This window comes from Zymomonas mobilis subsp. mobilis ATCC 10988, assembly GCF_000175255.2.
Classification (GTDB): Bacteria; Pseudomonadota; Alphaproteobacteria; order Sphingomonadales; family Sphingomonadaceae; genus Zymomonas; species Zymomonas mobilis.
The window spans coordinates 262383-285903 of the sequence record NC_017262.1; the positions used below are offsets into that span (position 1 = coordinate 262383).

Annotated in this window: 20 protein-coding genes; all 20 read right to left on the bottom strand. The window is 45.9% G+C overall.

All coding sequences use genetic code 11. From position 1 onward, the window contains the following. Positions 1-368: 368 nt before the first annotated feature. Positions 369-1190, bottom strand: a complete 822-nt coding sequence (mazG, locus tag ZMOB_RS01185; protein ID WP_014500396.1) for a nucleoside triphosphate pyrophosphohydrolase — start codon at positions 1188-1190, stop codon at positions 369-371. Between the two features lie 351 nt (positions 1191-1541). Further along, positions 1542-2306: an MBL fold metallo-hydrolase gene (locus ZMOB_RS01190; RefSeq protein ID WP_014500397.1), complete on the bottom strand. Its 765-nt coding sequence runs from the start codon at positions 2304-2306 to the stop codon at positions 1542-1544. Next, positions 2303-3079 carry a TatD family hydrolase gene (locus ZMOB_RS01195; RefSeq protein WP_011240928.1) on the bottom strand — a complete coding sequence of 259 codons (777 nt, stop codon included), beginning with the start codon at positions 3077-3079 and terminating at the stop codon, positions 2303-2305. The genes ZMOB_RS01190 and ZMOB_RS01195 overlap by 4 nt, the downstream gene beginning before the upstream one ends. Continuing rightward, a complete protein-coding gene (gene metG, locus ZMOB_RS01200) occupies positions 3079-4644 on the bottom strand; it encodes a methionine--tRNA ligase (RefSeq protein WP_014500398.1) in 1566 nt (521 codons plus the stop codon). The genes ZMOB_RS01195 and metG overlap by 1 nt, the downstream gene beginning before the upstream one ends. Positions 4645-4661: 17 nt before the next feature. Continuing rightward, complete coding sequence (locus ZMOB_RS01205) at positions 4662-5654, bottom strand: DNA polymerase III subunit delta' (RefSeq protein WP_011240926.1); 993 nt, start codon at positions 5652-5654, stop codon at positions 4662-4664. Further along, entirely contained in the window at positions 5654-6304 is a 651-nt protein-coding gene (gene tmk, locus ZMOB_RS01210; protein ID WP_014500399.1) for a dTMP kinase, read from the bottom strand. Before tmk ends, ZMOB_RS01205 begins: the two co-directional genes overlap by 1 nt. Next, on the bottom strand, positions 6283-7485 hold the full coding sequence (locus tag ZMOB_RS01215; protein ID WP_014500400.1) for a D-alanyl-D-alanine carboxypeptidase family protein: 1203 nt from the start codon (positions 7483-7485) through the stop codon (positions 6283-6285). The genes tmk and ZMOB_RS01215 overlap by 22 nt, the downstream gene beginning before the upstream one ends. A gap of 51 nt (positions 7486-7536) precedes the next feature. Further along, positions 7537-8010, bottom strand: coding sequence for a septal ring lytic transglycosylase RlpA family protein (locus ZMOB_RS01220; RefSeq protein WP_011240923.1), 474 nt, complete (start codon positions 8008-8010; stop codon positions 7537-7539). Next, on the bottom strand, positions 7994-9079 hold the full coding sequence (locus tag ZMOB_RS01225; protein WP_011240922.1) for a lytic murein transglycosylase: 1086 nt from the start codon (positions 9077-9079) through the stop codon (positions 7994-7996). The genes ZMOB_RS01220 and ZMOB_RS01225 overlap by 17 nt, the downstream gene beginning before the upstream one ends. Before the next feature lie 78 nt (positions 9080-9157). Beyond that, positions 9158-10177 carry a family 8 glycosyl hydrolase gene (locus ZMOB_RS01230; RefSeq protein ID WP_014500401.1) on the bottom strand — a complete coding sequence of 340 codons (1020 nt, stop codon included), beginning with the start codon at positions 10175-10177 and terminating at the stop codon, positions 9158-9160. A 155-nt stretch (positions 10178-10332) separates the two neighbouring features. After that, complete coding sequence (locus ZMOB_RS01235) at positions 10333-14337, bottom strand: cellulose biosynthesis protein BcsC (RefSeq protein WP_014500402.1); 4005 nt, start codon at positions 14335-14337, stop codon at positions 10333-10335. Then, positions 14334-16649, bottom strand: a complete 2316-nt coding sequence (bcsB, locus tag ZMOB_RS01240) for a cellulose biosynthesis cyclic di-GMP-binding regulatory protein BcsB (protein WP_014500403.1) — start codon at positions 16647-16649, stop codon at positions 14334-14336. Before bcsB ends, ZMOB_RS01235 begins: the two co-directional genes overlap by 4 nt. After that, on the bottom strand, positions 16646-18823 hold the full coding sequence (gene bcsA, locus ZMOB_RS01245) for a UDP-forming cellulose synthase catalytic subunit (protein ID WP_014500404.1): 2178 nt from the start codon (positions 18821-18823) through the stop codon (positions 16646-16648). The genes bcsB and bcsA overlap by 4 nt, the downstream gene beginning before the upstream one ends. Further along, entirely contained in the window at positions 18813-19433 is a 621-nt protein-coding gene (locus ZMOB_RS01250; RefSeq protein WP_011240916.1) for a ParA family protein, read from the bottom strand. The genes bcsA and ZMOB_RS01250 overlap by 11 nt, the downstream gene beginning before the upstream one ends. A gap of 52 nt (positions 19434-19485) precedes the next feature. Further along, positions 19486-19671: a hypothetical protein gene (locus ZMOB_RS01255; protein WP_011240915.1), complete on the bottom strand. Its 186-nt coding sequence runs from the start codon at positions 19669-19671 to the stop codon at positions 19486-19488. A gap of 142 nt (positions 19672-19813) precedes the next feature. Further along, positions 19814-20188 (bottom strand): 50S ribosomal protein L19, encoded by a 375-nt coding sequence (gene rplS, locus ZMOB_RS01260; protein WP_011240914.1) that lies wholly within the window; start codon positions 20186-20188, stop codon positions 19814-19816. Then, entirely contained in the window at positions 20185-20934 is a 750-nt protein-coding gene (trmD, locus tag ZMOB_RS01265) for a tRNA (guanosine(37)-N1)-methyltransferase TrmD (protein WP_012816982.1), read from the bottom strand. Before trmD ends, rplS begins: the two co-directional genes overlap by 4 nt. After that, positions 20931-21422 carry a ribosome maturation factor RimM gene (gene rimM, locus ZMOB_RS01270; protein ID WP_014500405.1) on the bottom strand — a complete coding sequence of 164 codons (492 nt, stop codon included), beginning with the start codon at positions 21420-21422 and terminating at the stop codon, positions 20931-20933. The genes trmD and rimM overlap by 4 nt, the downstream gene beginning before the upstream one ends. A 3-nt stretch (positions 21423-21425) precedes the next feature. Then, positions 21426-21857, bottom strand: a complete 432-nt coding sequence (rpsP, locus tag ZMOB_RS01275) for a 30S ribosomal protein S16 (protein WP_011240911.1) — start codon at positions 21855-21857, stop codon at positions 21426-21428. A gap of 30 nt (positions 21858-21887) precedes the next feature. After that, on the bottom strand, positions 21888-23312 hold the full coding sequence (ffh, locus tag ZMOB_RS01280) for a signal recognition particle protein (protein WP_011240910.1): 1425 nt from the start codon (positions 23310-23312) through the stop codon (positions 21888-21890). Positions 23313-23521: the final 209 nt, after the last annotated feature.

A 23521-nucleotide genomic window follows, 5' to 3' on the forward strand; every position in this document is an offset into this window, starting at 1 on the left:
ATCAGTGTATTACACTGATTTTTTGATAAAAATAGTGAGCATTCAATTAAAAGAATAAAGACAGGATTCTACTTGATAGGTAGTTCGTTTTTCGGGGCTTTATATGAAGAACAGATATAAAAATCTTACCCTGTTTATTGTTTATGACGGTGGCTATTGTCTACTGACGGTAAAAAGAGTCCGATAGAGAGCAGGGGCAATAAGGCAAATTCTTTTCTGATTATTCTTTCCATATTGTGATCATTTTTTAAGATCGATTTTTCTAAAAACCCAAAAGTGACATTAAAAAGAAACGCTCTATCTCTATAGATAGAGCGCGCAAAAATTCCGTAAATACCAGAATATAATTAAATAAGATATTGTTATATCTATTTGTTTTTATTAGATTTTTCGTAATTTATTGCTGCAATCCATAAATTTTCTTTTTCGGATAAGGGTAGGGGCGTGATATCGCCACCGGCAATTTCTTCCATTATTTTAAAGCGATTTTCGAATTTTTCATTCGATTTTTTAAGGGCTTGTTCGGCGTCGATACCATGATGTCTTGCAAAAGTCGTAACCGTAAAGAGAACATCACCGATTTCCTCAATCAGATTTTCACGATCGGTAGCATTATCAACTTCGGCTAATTCTTCATCAATTTTTGCTCTTGGGCCTGCCGTATCTGACCAATCAAAACCGGTTCTAGCAGCACGTTCTTGTATTTTTTTTGCACGCGTCAAAGCCGGTAAAGCCTTAGCAATACCCACTAAGGCACCAGAATCACTAGATTTCTTTTCCGAGCGTTCTTTAGCCTTAATCTTTTCCCAATTATCCTTGATACGGGTCGGATCGATATCCGTATCATGATCTTGGAAAACATGCGGATGACGGCGGATCATTTTTTCACAGATAGCGGTGACGACATCATCAAAAGTGAACAGATCTTTTTCTGCGGCCATCTGAGAATGAAAAACGACCTGAAGAAGCAAATCGCCCAATTCGTTTTTGAGCTCATGCATATCTTGTTGTTCGATCGCATCAACAACTTCGTAGGCTTCTTCAATGGCATAAGGGGCAATGCTTAGAAAATTTTGCGCAGCATCCCATTCACAACCTTTAACCGGATCACGTAAGCGCGCCATAATTTGACGCAGCGTATCAATGGAAGAAAAATCAGATTTTTCTGATTTTGAAGCGTCTTTATCCATAGAAGTGGCCTCTTACTGTAAGTCTGATAATATATATTATGTTAAATAAAATCGATTTCCGCCCCAAGACACCCCTTAAAATCAGTCTCTCTTAATAGAATACGGCTCTTGCCTATCTGATCGCATTTTATCAATGGAGTCTCTTCCCTTGATGGATGTCCGACATTTTTCTTTCTAAAATTCTTTCCATCAATTCCAGAAATAGAAATATCTTCATGACATGGACTTTTCTGCGAAAGGAGCCTCGTGCAATAAAAGGGCAGATTATAAAGTAGAACCGCCAAATCTTTTTGTCAGAAGGCCGGAAAAAGGAATGGGGGTTTTACCCCCCTACCCGATTATTGATTTTATCTAGATTTCTGTTGTCCAGCCATCATATCCGACTTCCATATAATGCGGCAGTTTCTGCGATAAAGTCGCATAATCCATCGAATTATCCATATGGCATGTCACCGCCTTTTTGACCTGTAGCTTTTCAGCCCATTCCAAAATCATGGCCAGATGAGGATGGGATGGATGTGGCCTTTCCCGCAAGGTATCGACAATCCAAAGGTCGACGCCTTGATATAATTTAGCCATTTCATCCGTGATGTTGTTGAAATCAGTCGCATATCCGACACGGATATTTTTATGCCTAAAGCAAAAACCGGCACTGGTTATCCTCGCATGAGGCTGATCCGTTACCGAAATTTCAACATCACCTATAGTCAGATTATCAGGCAAGACATTGGCTTCAACAGTCGGGCGATAATCACCATATCCATCAAAGACATAAGAAAAACGCTGTTTCAAACCCGATAAGGTTTCAGGCCGAGCAAAACCCGGAATAGGTTCTCCTCGCCGATGAAAGATAGGACGCAAATCATCGATACCATGGCAGTGATCGGCATGATCATGCGTCCATAAAACCGCATCAAGAATTGAAATATCGGCTCTCAAAAGCTGTGTTCGCATATCGGGAGAGGTATCAACCAAAATTTTGGTCTGATCCGTTTCTAGATATAAAGAAGCTCTTGTCCTGTTATTTTTAGGCTCATTCGGGTCACATGTTCCCCAGTTATTCCCGATTATAGGCACACCAGATGATGTGCCCGAACCGAGAAGACGGAGTTTCATAATTTCACCTTATCAAATAATTTCAGGAAGTTACGGCTCGTCATATCTGTGAAGGCCTCATACTCCATGTCAAACATACGACTAAGGAAATGCGCCGTATCTGCGACAAAGGCGGGCTCTCCTTTTTTGCCACGATGCGGTACCGGAGCCAGAAATGGCGAATCCGTTTCAACCATCAAGTGATCCAAAGGCAAATCTTTCACCGTTTGGCGCAAATCTTCGGCATTTTTAAAGGTAATGATACCCGAAATAGAAATATAAAATCCCAGTTTCAGCATCCTTTCAGCCAAAGAACGACTTGCTGTAAAGCAATGGATCAGCCCTTTAAACGGCGCTTTTGCCATTTCTTCTTCGATGATGCTGGCGGTGTCTTCTTCTGCGTCTCTTGTATGGACAATCAACGGCAAGCCCGTTTCGCGGGCAGCCATAATATGCTCACGGAAACTTGCTTTTTGTTGGTCAAAATCATTTTCGCCATAAAAATAATCCAACCCACTTTCACCGATCGCAACAACCCGAGGATGGTCTGCTGCTTCGATCAATCTTTGGCTGGTCATATTTTCATGGGCAGCGGCTTCATTGGGATGAATACCAATGGCTGCCCAGACATCTTTTTCGCGTTCAGCGGTTGCGATAATCGGTTCCCATTCGGATTCCTTCGTCGCAACATTGACCATTCCGGTCACACCCGACTGCCGCGCGCGCTGTAAAATCTCCGGCTGCTTTTCAAGCATACCAGGATAATTAAGATGACAATGGCTATCAATCAGCATCAGGCTTTATCCTTGGCTGCTTTTTCCGAATTATTTTTGTCATTCTCAACAAAACGTGGGAATACACCGACCGGTTTCGGGAGCGGTAACCCCGGAACTAATGGCGCAGATAAAGCACGGAAATCACGCTGATCAGCCCCCTGCCCTAATAAATCAAGCAAGGCATCACAGCTGGCAGGCATAGCCCAACGGCATAAAATAGCCAGCTGCCGTACCGCTTCAATTGTCCAATATAGAATAGTATCGGCACGGACTGGGTCTGTTTTTCTGACCGTCCAAGGTGCCTGTTCCGAAATATAAAGATTGGCTTCACCAACTCCGCGCCAAATTGCATCCAAAGCCTGATTGGGGGCAACATTATTCATGGCCGTTGCGACCTGATGCGGAATACCCGCAATCTTTTCCATTAAAGCCTGATCTTCAGCGCGCGTATCTTCTGGGCTTGGCACTTTTGCGCCATTTTTGGTAATGATGGATAAAGAACGCTGTGCCAAATTACCGAAATCATTCGCTAGATCGGCATTAATTCGGTTTACAATGGCTTCATGACTATAGCTGCCATCCTGACCAAAGGTTACTTCCCGCAGCAGAAAATAGCGAATTTGATCAACACCATAAAGCTTTGCCATGTCGATAGGATCGACCACATTGCCGACCGATTTCGACATTTTTTCCCCTCTATTCAGGAGGAAACCATGTCCAAACACTTTTTTCGGTAAAGCAATATCGGCCGCCATCAGGAAAGCTGGCCAATAAACCGCGTGAAAACGGATAATATCCTTACCAATAACATGGATATCGGCTGGCCAGTAACGATCAAAACGTTCTTTGTTATCAGGATAACCAGCACCCGTCAGATAGTTGGTTAAAGCATCAATCCAGACATACATGACATGTCCGGGAGAATCCGGAACAGGAATACCCCAATCAAAGCTGGTTCTGGAGATGGAAAGATCGGCTAAACCGGATTTAACGAAACTGATTACTTCATTCCGACGGGCTTCCGGCTGGATAAAATCAGGATGGGCTTCGTAATAGGCCAATAATTTGTCCTGAAAAGCGGACAGTCTGAAAAACCAGCTTTCTTCGACATTCCATTCAACAGGCGTCCCTTGCGGTGACAGTTTTTCGCCCTTGGAATCGGTTACAAGCTCTTCTTCTTTATAAAAAGCCTCGTCACGGATAGAATACCAGCCTTCATAGCGTCCCAAATAGATATGACCCGCATCAGCCAAGGTCTTCCATAATGCCTGACTGGCTTTGTAATGTTCCGCTTCGGTAGTGCGAATAAAGCGGTCATAGGAGATATTGTAAACATCATCCATTGTCTTGAAATGGGAAGACATTTCATCTGCCAAGGCGATCGGTTCTATATCACGATTACGAGCTGTCTGTGCCATTTTGAGACCGTGTTCATCGGTTCCGGTCTGGAAATAGACATCATCCCCTGCCAAACGATGATAACGGGCAAGCGCATCCGATGCGATAGCTTCATAGGCATGGCCAATATGTGGCTTGCCGTTAGGATAACTGATAGCCGTCGTAATATAAAAAGATTGAGACATCTTAAACTTTACCAAATCTATATGTGTGTTGGGGCTAATCTGGCAAGAAATCCGGCCAGAGTGAAGACGGTTGCCTGTGGATCAAGAGAAAATAACACAGCTTCATTGCCAAGCTGGCGGGCTTTTTCCCATAAATGAATAGCTTGTGCCAGTTTTTCTCCTTTCAAAGAACGGGCTTCGGCTGAAATTCGCGAGGGTGCTCGCTCCAGAAAAGCCTCGTAGCGGCCTTGTGCCGACTTTAGAGACAGACTTTGTGCCAGCTTGCTCCGCAATAGGAAATCCCTATCGCCTGTTTTGACAATATTTTCTATGGCATTATCCAGTTCAGCCATATCCAGACCGGCAAATCTTAAACCATATCCCGCTGCCCCTTGACTAATTTTGACCAAACTAGCCAATTCTTCTGCCGTAATGTCAGGAAGATGATGTCTTAAAATCTGTGCAACAAGGTTATCCTCTAATAGATGAAAGGATAAAATGCGACATCGCGACCGGATAGTAGGCAAAAGACGGCCTGCCGCATGGCTAATCAGAAAAAATATCGTGCCGGCAGGGGGCTCTTCAAGATTTTTCAATAGGGCGTTGGCCGCCGACCTTTCGAGATCATCAATGGAATCAATAATAACAACACGCCGGAAGGATAAGGCAGGTGTTGTTGCAAACAGTTTTTGAATAGTTCTGACTTGATCAACCGTGATATTACGAGCGCGTTCCTGTTCTTTGCTGTCCCGAAATAGTCTTTCCAGTCGCAACAAATCAGGATGACTACCCGCCTTTATCAAAGACAAGGTCGGGTTACCTTCCGGTATATCCAAAGAATCCGAAGCTGTATTCTTTCGGATATCTGGATTAACCGCATTAGCTAACAGCCACGCCGCCGCCCTGTCTGCAAAAAGCCGTTTTCCGAGACCCTTTGCCCCCGTTAAAAGCCAAGCATGATGCAGTCGTCCACTATCTTCTGCATGACGAAAAGCCTTTATTGCCGTATCGTGACCTAATAATTGAGACATCAGGGCAATAAATCATCCAAAGCATCGAGAAGATGACGATGCACCTCTTCAGGGTTACCGCTTGCATCAATGACCCGAAAGCGTTCCGGTTCTTTCGCCGCTAACTGTAAAAAGCTATCATTTACCTTTTTATGGTAATCGATCGTCCGCTGTTCGAAACGATTTCCTTTATTCTTATCACGCTCTTGTGCGCGGCGTATCCCCTCGCCTTCTGGCAAGGTTAAAAGGAAGGTGCGATCAGGTAAAATACCTTGACTACCGATGCGATGAAGACAACGGATATCTTCTTGGGTTAGGCCGCCGGTATCGCCTTGATAAGCCAAAGAGCTATCAATAAATCGGTCGCAAACAACCCATTTACCCTCTTTTAAGGCTGGTTTTATCACACGAGCAACATGTTCAGCTCGCGCTGCGGCGAATAAGAGCGCTTCGGTTGCATTCGTCCAACGATGCAGATCGCCTTCCAGCAAAAGATGGCGGATCGCGTCGCCACCCGAACACCCGCCGGGTTCTCTGGTGGCGATAACAGACTTTTGAAGCTTTTCTTCGAGAGCGGCTACCAAAAGGCGAATCTGGGTCGATTTGCCGACTCCTTCTCCGCCTTCCAGACTGATAAAATATCCGTGTGTCACAATCGCCCCAGAATCCACCTTATACCTTCACCAATACGGCCAAAAAATCCGGCTTTTTCTACGGTTTTTTCAGCCACCAAAGGTGTAACCTGTGGCGGTGTGTCAGATGTTAAGACAACCAGATCGGCAATATGCTGACCTTGGGCAATCGGTGCCTTGATAGGGCCTTGATAAACGACTTTGACCTTCATTTGGTCAGAAGCCGTAATCGGCAAGGTCACTGCCAAATCCCGTGGTGCAACCAAACCGACAGTAGAAGAACTACCGCCCTGCACTTCGGCTGTCTGGACACGAACACCTTTTCTGACAACAGGCTTGGATTTCCAAGCTCTAAAGCCCCAATTCATAAAGGCAATTGACTGTTCCCGACGGGCTGCATTGGAAGGCAAACCCGCCATAACCATAACCAGCCGCCGTCCCCGTTGTTCAGCGGATCCGGTAAAGCCATATCCGGCTTCATCGGTATGTCCAGTTTTCAAACCATCAGCACCGTCAATAACGCCCAATAACGGATCGCGATTGGATTGGGTGATATCTTTCCCCGATCCCATGGTTTTACCCCATGTAAATTCACGTTGACCATAGAATTGGCGATAAAGATCAGGAAAATCACGAATAGTGGCTTCGGCCAATGTCTCAAGATCATGAGCCGTAACATAGGTTGCGCCGCCGTCCGGCCAACCATTGGCTGTGCCAAAATGAGAATTAGTGAGACCAATTTTTTGTGCTTTTTCATTCATCAAAGCAACAAAGGCTTGTTCTGTTCCCGCAATACCTTCGGATAAAACAACACAGGCATCATTACCGGATAATGTAACAATACCATGCAAAAGATTGGCTGCACTTACCTGTTCATTCGGTGACAGGAACATCGTTGAACCTGCCGAAGGGCCATGCCATTTTTTCCATGTTTCCGGCTGAACCGTGATCGGCTGATCCAGTTTAAGCTGCCCTTTTTTGATAAGATCAAAGGCAACATAGACAGTCATCATCTTGGCCATAGATGCGGGTGGCATTCGACGGTCAGCATCTTTTGCATAAAGCACCGCGCCTGAAGAAAGGTCTTTCATATAGGCGATAGGGGCAATTGTCTCAAAAGGTGGAGCAGCCGCATAGCTGGCCGCCGCCGTAAAGCAGAGGGCAGCAGAGGCAGAAAAGAATAGAACTGGCTTCATTGAATCACCGATATAGTAAGGCATGGTCACAAAGAATATTCATCTTGATAAACTTGTAGCCATGAATAACAATAGTTAAAGACGTTTGACGCGAACCTTCGCGGTGCCTTTCTTTTCAATGCCCAAAGCGCGTGCAGCTCCCCTTGACAGGTCGATAATTCTCCCTTGCACAAAAGGCCCTCGATCATTCACGCGCACAACCAATCGGCGTCCGGTTTCAAGATTGGTAACCTCGACATAACAAGGAAGCGGTAAGGTTTTATGTGCCGCACTAATGGCATTAGGTGAAAATTTTTCTCCGATAGCCGTTGGATGTCCAGCAAAATCATCTCCATACCACGAGGCATAACCCACTTCGTTATAAGAAGGATCATCCTTGGGGACATAAGTCACGCCGCCGACCGTATAAGGCCGACTGGTTGCCGGACTACGGGGCGCGTGATTATGACTATAGTGATGTGTTTGAGGGCCTGCACAAGCCGCTACAAACAAAGGTAAAAGAACCGTCCACGGTCGGAAAGAAAAACGAAATTTAGTCTGTGATTGCATCAGCCAGTAACCCCACAGATAAAGCATAAAAATTGGAACAGTTATAATCCAGAATAGCGCGATAATTGGCAGAAACCAGCCATGCGGTTGCCCCTGCCCCGTCCGGTTCTATTAAAGCCATCGATTCATTTTCTGAAGGCATATGACTTCCCATAAAAACAAGACCCAGCTTTCGCCATTCGGATACTGGCTGCCAACGACTTAACCTTGCATAAACACGAGGGCATTTTTGGGAAGGCGTTACAGATTGAATAAGGTTTCGGTCAAGGCTGTCTGGCACCTTCACAGCAATCCCCCAAGGGACATTGGGCTGCCAACCGGCCGTTTTTAGATAATTACCAATAGAGGCTAAGGCATCAATTTCACTCGACCAGATATTTTTTTTACCATCATGATCGCCATCAACGGCAACCCGCAAATAAACACTCGGTAAAAATTGCGGAGATCCCGTTGCACCCGCCCAGCTTCCTTTTAAAAGGCTACGATCGATACCGGAATCAAGGATTTTTAGAGCTGCGATATATTCCTGAACAAAAAGATCACGCCGCCGCCCGTCATAAGCCAGAGTTGCAAGAGACCGTAAAAGATCAAAATTCCCCGAAAATTGACCATAGCCACTTTCATGACCATAGATTGACAGCATAATCCCTGCGGGAACGCCGGTTTCTTTTTCAATTTCGGCTAAGTTATTTTGTAAAGCCTGATATTTTTTCCGGCCATTAGCAATTCTTACCGCATCAACATGACTCGCGGCATAGGGCGCAAAGGGCGGTATAACCGCATTAGCCGTTGGTGATTCCGGTTGATTGCGATCCAGTTGGATAACGCGGGGATTGGGGGTTAAATCCGAAGCAATACGGTCAAAGGTTTGCGGATTGACTCCGCTCGCCAAAGCTTGAGGCCGAATAGAAGCCAAGAAATTCCGAAAATCTCTATTGGCTTCCTGATTATTGAGATCGGCAGCTGTCTTTTCCTGCATAGGCACAGGCATATCAGATGATGATTGCGATAATGCCGGAAACGTCATCCCGCTCAAGAAAATAGCTGTTATCAGGGGGTATAAACGCATCCTTGCCCAATCCTCATAAAAAAATGATAGAGTATTCTATACTATTTTTCAGGAATTGGGATGATAGCAATAAAAGATTTAGCGGTTATGCGGTCTTTCTTTCGCAGCAATTTCGGAAAGAGCCAATAAAGCTGAAGAATAATAATCATCCTGATCGGCAATTTTCGCGGTAATGGGTTTATTCATTGCCAGATCAAGAATAGCCATACCTCCTTTTGATAAAGGATAAGGCGCAATAGCTTGGCTATTCACATCGACCCATGCCGGAACGGGCTGATTATGGGAAAGATAGCTATTCCAATAAATAGCAAAGGGAGCTGCCAAGGCATCTTCTCCCCCCCAAATCAGATAGAGCGGGATTCTAACGGCATCAAAACCGAAATAAGGTTGCTTGTCGGCGGCGGGTTCAAGATTGCCGTTATTTTTGAAAGCGACCCAATCAGTGGGCAACTGTGGCAAACCGAATTTAGCCTTTGCCAATAATTTTTTCCCGCTTTCAATAACATTATGCCAAGCCCCGTTATCAGCCTCATTAAAGGCTTTTAACGCAGGCCATATATAATAAGAGAAATTCAGAATAACATAATCAGTGCCGGTAAAACCCTGTAAGCCGGGAAGCAGAATGGTTTCACCACCACCAGAAAGAACCAGCTTCTTACCGATAGATTTTCTAATTGCTTCGGAATCCTGCCCGTAACCGTTCTTTGGCCAACGCTTTTCTGCACGCAATAAAGCCCATGCGATCAGAATATCGCCATCCGTCGCATTATTCTGGTCTGATACCGGATTAGATTGGGACGGATCAAAGCGCCATGCAAAAAGTGCCATATCAGGCCGCATGAGATGCGTTTTTGTCCACTGCCACAAAGCATCAAAGGTCGCTTTATCATGGGCAGCTTCTGCTTGTATCATGCCATAGCCCTGTCCTTCGCTATGACTGATATTTCCATTACCGCTATCTGAAATCCGGCCATCTTTAAAAAAGCGACTCTTGAATAATGTCCAATTATCAGCTTCGGCCGCTTTACCCTTCCGACAGGCTACCAGCAAAGGGACGCTTACCAAAGTGGAAAGGATAAAACGACGACTATAGGTCATGGAGGAGCATCCCTTTTTCAAATTATTGATCGGCCAGAATTGATATGCTTCTGGCCGATTTTAAGGATTACTACCTGTTGGGTAGCTGAATAGAACAAGATTATAGTTTATTTATAATAACAAATCTTTCATAATTAAAGAAAATAGAGCTTCAATTAATGTTTATCCGTCTTATCAGCATCCATCGCGTAGTGAATAGACAGTAATTCACGATATTCGCTGTAAGGACCAAAGGTCGTTGCTCGAATTTCGCCACCCAAAACAGCCGAACGACTTAATCTGTAACTGACAGCCAGACGACCTTCATAACCGGCACCACTATGATGCTGGCCTGGGAATTTATTCGCCAGACTATTATTCGCGAGATTGAATTTGTTCATCTGGTTTTGCAGATCATGTTCATTCGCGAAAATGTAGTTACTTCTTTCATAGAAGTTCTGATAACCAGGGGCTAATTCTGCATTTAATTTCCAGCGTCCCAGCGTTCCGGTATAGCGCAGCGGGAAAGCCACACTGATAAAGTGGTTCGGACTGAAATAACCGCCTTGCGCAAAACTAAAGAAATACTGGTTATTCAAATAATGCTGGTAATTGACGTTTACGCCGATGCTAAAATTAGAAGTTGGCGTATTCAGGAGTGAATAATAACCACCGACATTGGCTTCAACCGCATGGTTTTTCTGAACTCTGGTTCCGTTATAGACCCGATAGTTACCTTGGGCATAAAGACCGCTGCCATTGACGTCGTAGGATAAACCACCACCGCCGCCGGTTTTCATGACGGAACCCCATGTCAACCCCATAACAGGATCGACCGTTCCGGCATAAGCAATCAAGCTGTCCATGACAGGACGACGTTCCATAAAGATATGGCCAGTCAAATGGTCTATAATTTGCGGTGACCAGCTTACGCCGCCTTGGATATTGGTTTTTCTGAAGCCAATTGGGGTCGTACCGATATCCAGACGAATATCTTTGATTTTAATACCCGCATCAAGGGCAACACCGGAAGCCGACTGGTCTTTGACCGGAGCGTACATAGCCTTGCCACCAGCTGCAATACTGGCGTTAGAGACTAATGGGTTACTACCGAAATAAGGCGCAGCATATTGATCCGGCTGGCCTGCGGTCAAATAAACCGGCGTTACCGAGAAGAAGCCCCTTACCCGACTACCCAGATTAGTGGATACTTTGGCATTGAAAGCATATTCATTTAAACGGCTGAGGCCATTCTGACCGGAATGTTGCCTGAATTCAGGTGTGCCTTCTAAAACGGTTCCGGTATTCAAAGAGAGATGGTCAATCCCGTCATTGATATCCCGCAATAACGGATCATGACTACCACCATGTAATCGCGCGGCGGCTGGATAGTTAATCGGATCGGCAACTGCAATGCTTGTATAGGAAGGTGCTTCCAACATCGTGCTTTGACCAAACGCACTACCAGGTGAGAAAATATTCCAGCTGTCATATTTCCGTTGCTCGGCCATGTCCCGTTTGATTTTTTCCTGACGCTCATCCTCGTCATCGTAATCATTTGACAAGTTGCGGTCAGGGAAAACCCGTGTATTCAGGCTATCAAGCCCATTACCAGAAGAACGACTTCCCGTTGTCTGGTTCGGGAAAGGTAAAGCATTTTGGGTTGAAGTGAAATTATTGGCCAGCAAAGGCTGCGATGTCTGCGTCTTTTTCGATGAAGATGAAGAAACCGTATGAGCCGCTTTACGTCCTTCATTATAATCGGTGTTATCTGCAGCTGCCAAACCCTGTCTGCTGCTATAACTATGGCGACTGGCTGATTTTTCTTCGGATCGATTATGGAAGTTTTCTTCATCCGAAGACGCAAATAAAGGATGGGACGAAAAACCAGATGGCTGTTTTACCGCAGGTTGCTGGGGTTTTTGATAGCTTGTGCCATTAGCAAAGCGATCGTTATTTCCGCCAGACGACCGCGCCGAATGATAAGACGATGTTTGTCCAAAACCGTCATCATAATCGTCACGATTATAATGATAGTCATCACGATCTATATCCGCATCGCTGTCAGACGAGGCCATTTCAACCTGACTGCGGGTCTGTAAACGACGGAAATCCTCTTCATTGAGCGCAAAAGGATTATAATTATCGCGCGGAAGATTGGGCGCATCGACAACAATCGGGCTATTGTCATCATTAGCGGCATCAGAAGGTAGATCAGCCGAGCGGCCTTGCCGTACCATTCTCTGATAAACGCGATGCGCTTTTTTCAGGTCTTTTAAGGCCTGCTCATCATCACTTTTAGATTTTTCAAAGCGAGCAGAGGCTAAATAAACATACGGATTACCGGGCGCTACTTTCTTCAAACGCCGTAAAGCCTGCTCTGCGCGGTCATCATTCCCCTGCTGTTGCGCAATCGTTAAACTGTTCAACAAAGCTGACGCATCTCTTGGATGGTTCCGCAGCATATAATGGTAGAGCGATTGCGCTTTATCCGTAAGCCCTGCATCCTGATAAATTCTAGCCAAAACCGGCAAAATATTATCGCCGCCACCCGTTTCTTCCCAAGCCTGATGCAACACATCAAAAGCAGGCATATAGAGTTTTTTCTGGCGCATCATATCAGCACGAGCAATCGCCAAGGTGCGGTTAAGCATCTTATAACCATTCTGGTCATGACGAGACATCTCAGATGCAATCTGGCTGATAAAATCGCTGGCTGTATCATAATGGCCGGTTCGGATCAGAACGGACAGGCTGGCTTGATAGTCATTCGCCTCACCCAAGGGCAAAGACAAACTATGCTCGGCTAAAAATGCCGCATCTTCGACATCACCCAATTGCAATAAGCCATCGGCAATCATACCCAGCTGGGGAATACTACGATTGGGATCATTCGCCAAAGAACGCAACAGACCGATGGCATCACCACGCCGCCCATAAAGGCTCATCCGTTTTGCACGCGCCAAAGCAATATTGATATCGGCAGATTCAGCAATCTGGTTAATCAAAGGCGTGCGGGCATCATCAGGGATACGTTCAATCAAGCTAATGACATGCCGATTATCGCCCATTTCCTGCCAAAACAGACTGGCGGCATAAATCGCTTCTTCAGAAGAGGCCTGATCTTCCAAAGGCCGTATTAAGCTGACTGCTTCTGGGCGATGCCCTTCTTTTAATAACAGTCGAGCATAATCAAGACGCAACCATGGATTGGCAATATCATTGGCAATAGCTGTCCTGAAATACTGCTCTGCATGGGCATAATCACCTTGGGATAAGGCGCGCCGTGCTTTGATGCTGTTTTCTTGGCTCCGTAAACGGGCAACTGTCACGGCATCGGCAGAATTACCTAATTTATCATAAAGCGCCATTGCCTTGTCGAATTGTCCCTGACGCGCATAGATATCAGCCAACAGAGCATTAGAAACATTCGCATCGCCGCCCTGCTGATTTTGTAATTGCTCTAAAATGGACTGGGCTTTGTCAAGCTGGTTTGCTCGGCTAGCCGCTTGGGCTTCCTCAAAACGCCCATAGAAACGCGCCGAAGACAAGGCATTCGCCCAGTGATACCCTTCCTTATCAGAAGAGGCTTCTTCCAAATAACGGATGGCTTCAGCATAACGATGTTGTTTTAAGCGAATAATACCCAAGCCACCCAAGGCATCCTTGTCATGAGCATAAAGCGCTAAAGCCCGTCTAAAACGCTGTTCGGCAATATCAAGCTGATTATTTTTAAACGCATTAAAGCCTTCAAGCCGGATGCATCCGGCTCGTGCAGAAGGCGTTAACCCCGTCGGAAAAGAACGGCCACCCTGCCCAGTCACAATTTTGGTTGGAGCATTATTGGGACTGTTGTCGCTTTCAGGGGCTGCCGGAACGAAGGTTGATTCCTGCAAGGCCTGTTTGGCCATTTTATTATTAGGGTCAATTTCGAGCAATCTCTGCCACGCATTGGCGGCAAGATCATTCCGGCCTCTATTTTTCCAGAAAATCGCCTGATGACGCAATAACTGGATCGCACTACCACTGCCTGCGGTTGCCCCCGTTTGGGTCGCGCCCGTTTTATTATCCGGCGTTGGGTTCTTGCTGACACTGGCTGGCAAGGGATCCACAGCCAAGGATCCCAGCATCATGGCACCAGCCAGAGAGGAAGCGAGAGTAATGCCTGTTATGCGTTTCATTCTTCGGACTCATCGTTTTCTGAAACCTCCGTCGTGGAGGCATGCTTAAGCCGGCGTTTTTGCTGAATTCTAAGAAGGGTTCCGATCGGAACAGCCAGCAGAAGCGCGACGCATAACGTTAACACAATCATTACTAACGGATGGTTACTAATCCAGTAACCAATCCATAACCAAAATGGAACAGAACCGCGCCAATATAATGATCCGACCTGAAAACTCCGTATTCCGTTAATGGTATTCAGGGCGAGATCGCCTTTTATTTGTCCATCATTTTGTTTTTTATCAAAGGCCTGAACAAAATCCGGTAATTTATTCTGGTCTAGCGCAAGTAAAGCGACCGCATCATGACTTTGGTCAAAGGGCGAACGCCATGCCATCAAACCTTCAAATTCAGGTGAAGAAATCGTCGCAGCGACATCCTGATCGGGATAGGTCGGGACATCAGGGCTGGTCATATGAAGGAAACTAGAAAAACGACTGGATAACAGCCGTTCTTTCAAAGTCATATGCTGGCCATTCCACCGAACTGGAGCATTCTCCAAAAGATTATTTTCAGCCAAAGCGGGGCCACCAATAATTAAAACATCCCGTCCTTTGAGACGATCAGGATTAACACCTTCTTGAACTGCGACACGGGTAACGGCGGCACCGGTAGAACTACCAAAACGTGCCATTAAACCGAGATAAGCCTGAATAGCGCCTGCTGTTGGGTGATCTTCCATCAAGACGGTGGTTTCACCTAAATCTGCTAGTTTGGTGAACGGATATCCCGCACCGGCAAATAATCCCAAATCAGGTAAACGTGCCAAATGATGGGCATGCATCAGGTTAATACTGCTGTCGGGGTCGATAGATGAACGGACGTTATTCGGCAAAACAGCCTGACAACGCCCCTTATCGGCTAACTGCAAATCATAGAAAAAGCTAAGATAGTTGTTTGGCGCAATAGTATAGGCTGGGATGGTGCGGCTTCCGTGATTGCGGATACCGACGGCTCCATCACGTCCTAATAATCTATCTATCCATGTTTTTTCGCCAATCGGCAAAGTCGAAACATATTGCGAGTTAAGCGATATATCTAAACGCGAACGTTTTCTATCGAGCCAACTTCCATAAGGATAGCGATAATTCACTTTCATTCTGGGACCCGAATAAGGCCAGAAGAAAAGATCAGGGGCTGATTTAAAGTTCACTTCCAAAGGCCCCGGCATAATACTGTTACCGATCAGGTCTTGGGGAGAATGAACTAATTCCGAAAGTTTCACAGGCCGATCGGTTCTAATCCATTTCGGCGCCTCATAAGGCTTGTAGCTCGGAATTTTAACGTCATCGACGACAACCCGCTGCCCTTCCAAAGAAGCGCTTCTGGTAGCTAGAACCGCCGCCGCTTGTTTTAATTCCTCACCATTCCGTCCCATGACAACAAGAAGCTGTCCCGTGGCATCATTGGGGTTTTTAACAATCGCAATCGTTGGGCCCGTAATATGGTCGTCGCCCAATTCAGCGATCGAATTGCGACCTGTTGTGAAAACAATCGCATTTCCAGCAGGAATACCATCTGTCACAGGCGTGAAAGCGGCACCTTTAAATCCACGAGAACTCCCAATCCATGAAGAGACAAAGCCCGCAGCTTCCAACATATCTTCATTGGGTGCTGAACGGAAAACAAAAGGCAGATTAAGGCGTTTTGTATCAAATCTGTCAAAGAAAGGCGCAGGCAAACGTTCCAGATCAGCCTGAACCGGCGTTTTGACCATCTCCAGATCGAGGAAAGACCGTTTATTGGAAATATTCATCCATAGCGAGCTATGCACTGGATCTTCGCAATCGCGGGTATAATGGCCAATAAAACGAAGATTGATACGATTTTCGCCCGGCAGGAAGATAGCCGGATCAACCGGAAGAACAATTTCCAAACCATTCGCATTTTCACGCAACAGCGGCACCGATCGAATAACTTCGTTATTCACCAAGACCACAAGATGGCTAAGATCACTTAACAAAGCCGGAGAATACGTAACGTTAAGGCGCAGACTGGCTTTGGCGACAGTTTCGTCATTTTTCAGGCCGAAGGGAATCCCCATTTCACCGATGACGCCCACCAGATGGATCGTCTGACCGATTCCCATACTTTCAAAAGAGAGATGCCCTTGATGCGCTGTTGCTGGAACAATGCTATCTAATGCCGCATCGGATGTATTAACAACGCGCTTGGTTTTGACCGCTGCCGCACCGGCACTCTGGTCATAAGAAACGCCTGATAATGTGAGCAACATCAGACTGGCTACGGTTGCTTTTTTGGCTTTTGTCATTTCTTTACTGCCCCCTTCTCATTCTTAATCGCCGCTTTTTTGTTGATCCGTTTTTGGGGACGGTAACGCAGCAAACCAAAGATAATTTTAAGAATGTGTTTCATGGATGCGATGGTTGAAACAGGTTTTTCTTCAGGGCCATAATGCAGCCATGCATCGGCCTGACCCATCAATGCCGCGACCAGCTTTTTCTGTTCTGGCATCGAGGCTGCTTCAAATTGCAGACGGACGAGAGAACCACTTTTACTCACGATTTTAGTCGGCAAGGCAAAAGACCGATTATCTACTTTCATAGAAATTTCGGAAATCTCCCTATCCGCTAATTCGTAATTTTTGGGTAAGGAAAAGGCTAACCCACCTAATGAGATATTGTCTGTAACGCTATCAATGACATGTCCGTCTTCAAAATAGGCGGTAAAAGGAATACGGAACGGAAAACGAACTGTATTTCTGATCTGCCTACTTTCATGGGCGACGGCAATAGATGCCAACAAGATAATAAAATTGAAACTTGCCCAAGTAACATTCAGCACCAAAACAGAGGGCTGAATATGAAAATAACTGGAATAAATAAGTTTTACGATCCCGACGATCAAACCGAAAAACAGAAAGCCTGCGGTAATAATATGAGGGCGAGCAGACTGAAAATCGAAATAATCGTCTTCCATCCTTTCACCCTTATCGGTGACGTTAAAGCTACCTTTTTTGGGGTTAAGAAAGGTAATGAGCGTCGGTTTTATCAAATGAAAAGCCAAAAGCGTTTCATTGATTTCACCCCAGAAAGGTTGCCTTCGTCCATTACTTAATCTTTCATGCGCCCAAAGCGACATGAAAAGATGTGGAACAACATAAGCAAAAACCATTATAGCCGAAGCGTGAATAATACTGGAGTTAAACAGGATGAAAGCCAGAGGTGAAATCAGAAAGATAACCCGAGGCAAGGCGAATTGATAATGCAGCAACGCATTCATATAGCAAAGCCGCTGGGCAATGGTGAGCCCCCGTCCCCATAACGGATTATCAATTCTTAAAATCTGGGTCATACCGCGCGCCCAACGAGCACGCTGCTTGATATGCGCCAAGAGCGTATCGGTTGCGAGCCCCGCGGAAAGCCTGATATTAATATAGGCGGTATCCCATCCACGCCTCTGAAGTTTCAGAGCAGTATGGGCATCTTCCGTCACCGTTTCTCCAGAAAAGCCGTCATTTTCTTCCAAGGCTTCGCGACGAAGAATAGCGCAAGAACCGCAAAAGAAGGTGGCATCCCATAGATCATTACCGCGTTGCACCGTGCCATAAAACAGCTCGTTATCACCTGGTAATTCATCACCACCTGGGACGTTTCTTTGGATCGGATCAGGGGAATAGAAGAAATGCGGCGTTTGAACTAAAGCCAGATTAGGCTCTTTTTGTAACCACCCAACCGTTAACTGCAAAAAGGCCCTTGTTGGCACATGGTCACAGTCAAAAATGCAGACTAATTCACCCTTGGTCTTTTTCAAGGCCGCATTTAGGTTACCCGCCTTGGCATTCAGATTATCATTACGGGTTAAATAATGGCATCCCGCCTCTTCTGCAAAAAGGCGGAATTCTTCTCGATGACCATCATCCAACAGATAAACGTTAAAGCGGTCTTTTGGATAATCCATTCCCAAAGCCGCAAAAACGGTATTCTGAACGATTTCCATGCTTTCGTTATAAGTCGGAATAAAGACATCAACTGTAGGTAACTCTTCATCCTCGCCTGATAACGGGACAACAGGACGCTGCATCGGCCATAAAATCTGGAACAACCCCAATATAAGAATAGCCCATGCATAAAGCTCTGCCATAAACAGAACACCACCAAAAACGGCGTCCATGATGTGGTCAAAACGCAATGTTTGCGTAATGCGCCAAAAGATATATCGGGTCGAAGTCAGAATAGAGGAAAGACAGATAACAATAGAGGCAAAATGGCTTGGGCTGCGATCAATCAGCAGCGTCAATCCCATAAAGAAAATGCCATAGACCCATTGATAATAAAGCGGTAGCGGAACAGCAACCACCATAAGAGCAGCAACGGTAATCAAGCAAAGCAATGGCCATTGCAGAGTGGAATCCCACAAATGCTCTAAAATATATTTAGCTTCAGAAAGCGTGTTTTTAATTTTTATACGGCTTTTATGAAGCATCGGCGGATACCTCCGCATGACGCGAAATATTCATTTCTATCATTCTTAAAAGCTGATGGGCGCAGTTATCAAAATCTTTTAAGGCGACAGAGGTCGGCGCATAAAGATGTAAAGGCTGTAATTTTCCCAAGGCTTCATTTACCGCTTCATCCTGACGGATGATGCCGATTAAATTGTCTTGAACCATGTCCTGCACAAATTGAGAAGCCGCACGAGGAAAATTATAGCGGTCATTTTCATTATTGATGATGTAGTAATGCTGCTTGTCAAAGGCTTCAGGAAACAGAGCCATACATCCTGCATTGGGAGACAAAATGGAAATATGAAGAATGTTTTCTTGAGCTATGCTGGATTTAGGGATTTCCGTTCCTAGATCCGCAAGAGTAATCCCTGAAAAATCCTGCGAAGCCTGATATAATTCATCCATCGTTTCGACAGACAAAAAGGGGATTTCTTCTTCTTGTACGCCGATATGAAAGTTAAGGGATTGTTGGTGCGTTAAATCCGCAATAGCCACCTTCCGCTTAAGACGAAGGAGCGAGAGAGCGATATTAGCCGCAACAGTGGAAACGCCCACCCCCCCTTTGAAAGAATGAAACAGCACCAACATAAAAAAACTTTCTTAAAAGAAATGTAGCTTTTTAAGGCTAACTTAATAATATTTACTTCAAATTTTTGACGTTTTGCTTGTTTTTCCAAGCAATATAGTCCGCAGCTTTTTCCAAAAGAGGCCAATTATGCCATTCTACAGGGTTGCGGTTATCGTAGGTACGATAAGAAAAGTCAGGCTGGCTGATATCTTTTAGAAGATTGTTAACGTCCTGCGGTATAATATTTTCCTTAGACATAAAGTCTTCCTTAAAATTTTACCGCTACAGATTTTATAATAGGTTTAGACAAGAAAAGTAAAATATAAGTTAATAAAAAAATAAGGGCACCGAAAAACGATGCCCTTATTTATAAAAAAACTTTAAAAGTTTTTAGTCAAAATTATTTGCTGGGGCGAACATCGCGACGTTCTGCGATACGAGCAGCCTTACCTCTGCGGCCACGCAGATAGTAAAGTTTAGCGCGACGAACGACACCACGGCGAACAACTTCGATGGAATCAACATTCGGTGAATAAAGCGGGAAAACGCGTTCAACACCTTCACCGAAGGAAATTTTCCGAACCGTGAAAGAAGAACCAATAGCTTTATTGGAACGGGCGATGCAGACACCTTCATAGAACTGAATACGGATGCGTTCGCCTTCAACAACGCGCACACCAACTTTTAAAGTATCACCAGCCCGAAAGTCAGGAATAGACTTCTGTTCTTGTAATTTGGCGATCTGTTCGGCTTCAAGAGTCTGAATAAGATTCATTTTTCATTCCTGTCTTTTTTGTTACGCGCCAGAGGGCGACTAGCCTGAACGCTCCTATAGCGTTCCCAAAGATCCGGCCGCCTTAACCTTGTATCGCGCTCTGCCATAGCTTGCCGCCATGCCTTGATATGCGCGTGATTCCCAGATCGTAACACTTCGGGAATCGATAACCCTTCCCATTCAACTGGACGGGTATATTGGGGATATTCCAGCAAGCCTGTTTCAAAGCTTTCGTCTTCCCCACTTGTGATTTTGCCCATTACGCCAGGTATCAGTCGGATGCAAGCATCTAACAGGGTCAACGCTGCCATTTCGCCGCCTGACAGGATATAATCTCCAATAGAAACCGGCTCGATAGCTCTTTTTTCAAAAAGCCGTTCATCCATTCCTTCAAAGCGACCACAAATAATAATAGCGCCCGCCCCTTCAGATAATTGTCTGACTTTTGATTGCGTCAACGGATAACCCCGTGGGGTCATTGCTAAAATCGGTAAATCAGGATGCTTTTCACAGCTATGATCCAAAGCCCGTGCCAGAATATCGGCTCGCATCACCATACCGGCACCACCACCCGAAGGCGTATCATCGACCGTATGATGGCGATCATTTGCAAAATCGCGGATAGCCACCGTTTCCAGTGACCAGATATTATTCTCCAAAGCACGGCCTGCAAGGCTATGCCCTAAAGGCCCCGGAAACATTTCTGGATAAAGGGTAAGAATCGACGCAGAAAAAGGCTTGTTCATTCGATAAAATCGGCTGCAATAACGAGATGGTCATCATGGACATCAACCGCTTGGGCGATAGGCACCATAAAACGCTTTTCGTCCGCTTTTTCAATTTCAAGAATATCGCCTGCGCCATAATTTTCGACCGCGACAGAAACGCCAATAGATTGGCCTGACGAGTCAACACAAGGCAAACCGATTAAATCGATATAGTAATATTCATCCGCCGGTAAATCAGGCAGAGCTTTTCTTGGAACCGTCAAAGCGGTGCCACGCAAGGCCTCTGCCTGATTACGATCGGTTATTTCTGAAAAACGGGCAACCCACCCTTTGGGATCAGGCCGCAATTTTTTCAGAGTCAAAGGCGTGCCATTTGCACTAAAAATGCCATAGGCCTTAAATTGTGCCGCATCTTCGGTGAAAGGCTTTAGCCGCACCTCTCCTGTTATACCATGCGCCCCCGTAACAACGGCGAGGGTAATCAGGCGATCGGGTGCGGCAACCATGACTTAAGCTTCTTCAGAGTTAGAAGCGGCTTCTTCGGCAGGAGCCTGTTCTTCAGCAGCCGGTGCTTCGGCAGCAGCCTTAGCAGCTTCAGCGGCATCAGCAGCCTTCTGGGCGCGTTCTTCAGCGCGTTCTTTAGCTTTTTCACCCGGAACAGCTTTGTTCGGGTTATTGCGTGCTTTGCGTTCCAGAAGACCAGCGGCATCGAGGAAGCGAGCAACACGATCAGTCGGCTGTGCGCCAACGGACAACCAATGACGAGCGCGATCGAGATCAACGATTACGCGGTTTTCATTGTCTTTCGGAAGCTGCGGATTGTAGCTGCCGATTTTCTCGATGAAAGAACCATCGCGCGGGCTGCGGGAATTCGCAATAACGATACGATAAAACGGACGGCGTTTTGCACCACCACGAGAGAGACGAATTGAAACGGCCATTAAATTTTCCTTTCACCAAATAAAAATCAATTATTTACGACCGAAGCCGCCAAAACCCGGGGGAAGCCCCGGCATACCACCACCGGGGGGCATCATCGGTGGCATACCACCATCAGCCCCCCCGCCCAGCATTTTCATTAAACCTTTGATACCGCCTAATTTTTTGAGGCGCTTCATTGCCGAAGACATTTCCTGATGCATTTTCAGCAAACGGTTGATTTCTTGAACCGTCGTGCCTGAACCTTTTGCAATCCGGATTTTTCTTTTGGCGTTGATCAATTCAGGCCGGATGCGTTCTTTCGGGGTCATGGAATCAATCATCGCTTCCATTTTAACGAGGATACGATCATCAACCTGACCATTGGCCATAGCATTTTTGATCTGCTTGACCCCGGGAAGCATAGACGCCAAAGCCCCCATACCCCCCATGCGCCGCATTTGGCTGAATTGTTTTTTCAGGTCATTAAAATCGAAACGCCCCTTGGCCATTTTGGCAGCCAAGGCTTCTGCGTCTTCTTTCTCGATCGTTTCGCTTGCTTTTTCAACAAGGGAGATAATATCACCCATGCCCAAAATGCGGTTTGCAACACGATCAGGATGAAAAGGCGAAAGACCATCGAGCTTTTCGCTGGTGCCGACAAATTTGATCGGCTTTCCGGTAACCGCCCGCATCGAAAGGGCAGCACCCCCACGGGCATCGCCATCCATACGGGTTAAAATGACACCAGTCAGATCAACCTGTTCGGAAAAGCTTCTTGCGATATTGACGGCATCTTGCCCGGCCAAGGCATCAACAACCAGCAAAGTCTCTGCTGGCTGGCTGCTATCGGCCACGGCCTTCATTTCATCCATCAACAACTGGTCAATATGAAGACGACCAGCCGTATCGAGAATAACGACATCATAGCCTTGCAAGCGAGCAGACGTCAGCGCGCGCTGGGCGATTTCAACCGGTTGTTGACCAGCAATAATCGGTAAGGTTGGAACATCAGCCTGCTGCCCTAAGGTAGCCAACTGTTCTTGCGCCGCCGGACGATGGACATCCAAAGAAGCCATTAAAACCTTTTTATGGTCTTTTTCTTTCAGCTTCTTACCGAGTTTGGCAGAGGTCGTTGTTTTACCTGATCCCTGCAAACCGACCATCAAAATAACGGCGGGCGGGTTGACGGCCAGATTAAGATCGCTGGTATCAGAACCCAGCATCTCAACCAGCGCATCATAGACAATCTTGACGACTTGCTGTCCGGGCGTCACCGATTTTAAAACATTATGGCCAATCGCTTTTTCGGTAATTTTGCTCACAAAATCCCGAACAACAGGCAGGGCAACATCCGCTTCCAAAAGGGCAATGCGAACTTCGCGCATAGCTTGCCGGACATCATCCTCGGTCAGGGCGCCACGGCCACGCAGCCGATCAAAGACACCGCTTAAACGCTCGCTTAGACTGCCGAACATCGCCATCCCTTCCTGATGTTATGCCATGACCTAAAAAGTCAGGGCAAAGCTAAAAGACCAAAATTTATCGCAACCTTAAAAACGCAAAATACGCCGGTGGGCGAAAATTCGCTGACCAGCGTGCGGTATTAAGACCTGATATAAAATTTTTACCCTTCTAGGCTTATATGATGCCCTTTGCAAGATTATAATGAACAATTCTTACAACC

Excerpts from the sequence above, each read along its gene's own strand:
- ZMOB_RS01190 (WP_014500397.1), bottom strand. The coding sequence starts at position 2,306 with ATGAAACTCCGTCTTCTCGGTTCGGGCACATCATCTGGTGTGCCTATA.
- ZMOB_RS01250 (WP_011240916.1), bottom strand. The coding sequence starts at position 19,433 with ATGTTGGTGCTGTTTCATTCTTTCAAAGGGGGGGTGGGCGTTTCCACT.
- ZMOB_RS01225 (WP_011240922.1), bottom strand. The coding sequence starts at position 9,079 with ATGCGTTTATACCCCCTGATAACAGCTATTTTCTTGAGCGGGATGACG.
- rpsP (WP_011240911.1), bottom strand. The coding sequence starts at position 21,857 with ATGGCCGTTTCAATTCGTCTCTCTCGTGGTGGTGCAAAACGCCGTCCG.
- bcsB (WP_014500403.1), bottom strand. The coding sequence starts at position 16,649 with ATGACAAAAGCCAAAAAAGCAACCGTAGCCAGTCTGATGTTGCTCACA.
- rimM (WP_014500405.1), bottom strand. The coding sequence starts at position 21,422 with ATGGTTGCCGCACCCGATCGCCTGATTACCCTCGCCGTTGTTACGGGG.
- ZMOB_RS01220 (WP_011240923.1), bottom strand. The coding sequence starts at position 8,010 with ATGCAATCACAGACTAAATTTCGTTTTTCTTTCCGACCGTGGACGGTT.
- rplS (WP_011240914.1), bottom strand. The coding sequence starts at position 20,188 with ATGAATCTTATTCAGACTCTTGAAGCCGAACAGATCGCCAAATTACAA.
- mazG (WP_014500396.1), bottom strand. The coding sequence starts at position 1,190 with ATGGATAAAGACGCTTCAAAATCAGAAAAATCTGATTTTTCTTCCATT.
- bcsA (WP_014500404.1), bottom strand. The coding sequence starts at position 18,823 with ATGCTTCATAAAAGCCGTATAAAAATTAAAAACACGCTTTCTGAAGCT.
- ZMOB_RS01235 (WP_014500402.1), bottom strand. The coding sequence starts at position 14,337 with ATGAAACGCATAACAGGCATTACTCTCGCTTCCTCTCTGGCTGGTGCC.
- ZMOB_RS01255 (WP_011240915.1), bottom strand. The coding sequence starts at position 19,671 with ATGTCTAAGGAAAATATTATACCGCAGGACGTTAACAATCTTCTAAAA.
- trmD (WP_012816982.1), bottom strand. The coding sequence starts at position 20,934 with ATGAACAAGCCTTTTTCTGCGTCGATTCTTACCCTTTATCCAGAAATG.
- ZMOB_RS01230 (WP_014500401.1), bottom strand. The coding sequence starts at position 10,177 with ATGACCTATAGTCGTCGTTTTATCCTTTCCACTTTGGTAAGCGTCCCT.
- ZMOB_RS01195 (WP_011240928.1), bottom strand. The coding sequence starts at position 3,079 with ATGCTGATTGATAGCCATTGTCATCTTAATTATCCTGGTATGCTTGAA.
- ZMOB_RS01215 (WP_014500400.1), bottom strand. The coding sequence starts at position 7,485 with ATGCCTTACTATATCGGTGATTCAATGAAGCCAGTTCTATTCTTTTCT.
- ZMOB_RS01205 (WP_011240926.1), bottom strand. The coding sequence starts at position 5,654 with ATGTCTCAATTATTAGGTCACGATACGGCAATAAAGGCTTTTCGTCAT.
- ffh (WP_011240910.1), bottom strand. The coding sequence starts at position 23,312 with ATGTTCGGCAGTCTAAGCGAGCGTTTAAGCGGTGTCTTTGATCGGCTG.
- metG (WP_014500398.1), bottom strand. The coding sequence starts at position 4,644 with ATGTCTCAATCTTTTTATATTACGACGGCTATCAGTTATCCTAACGGC.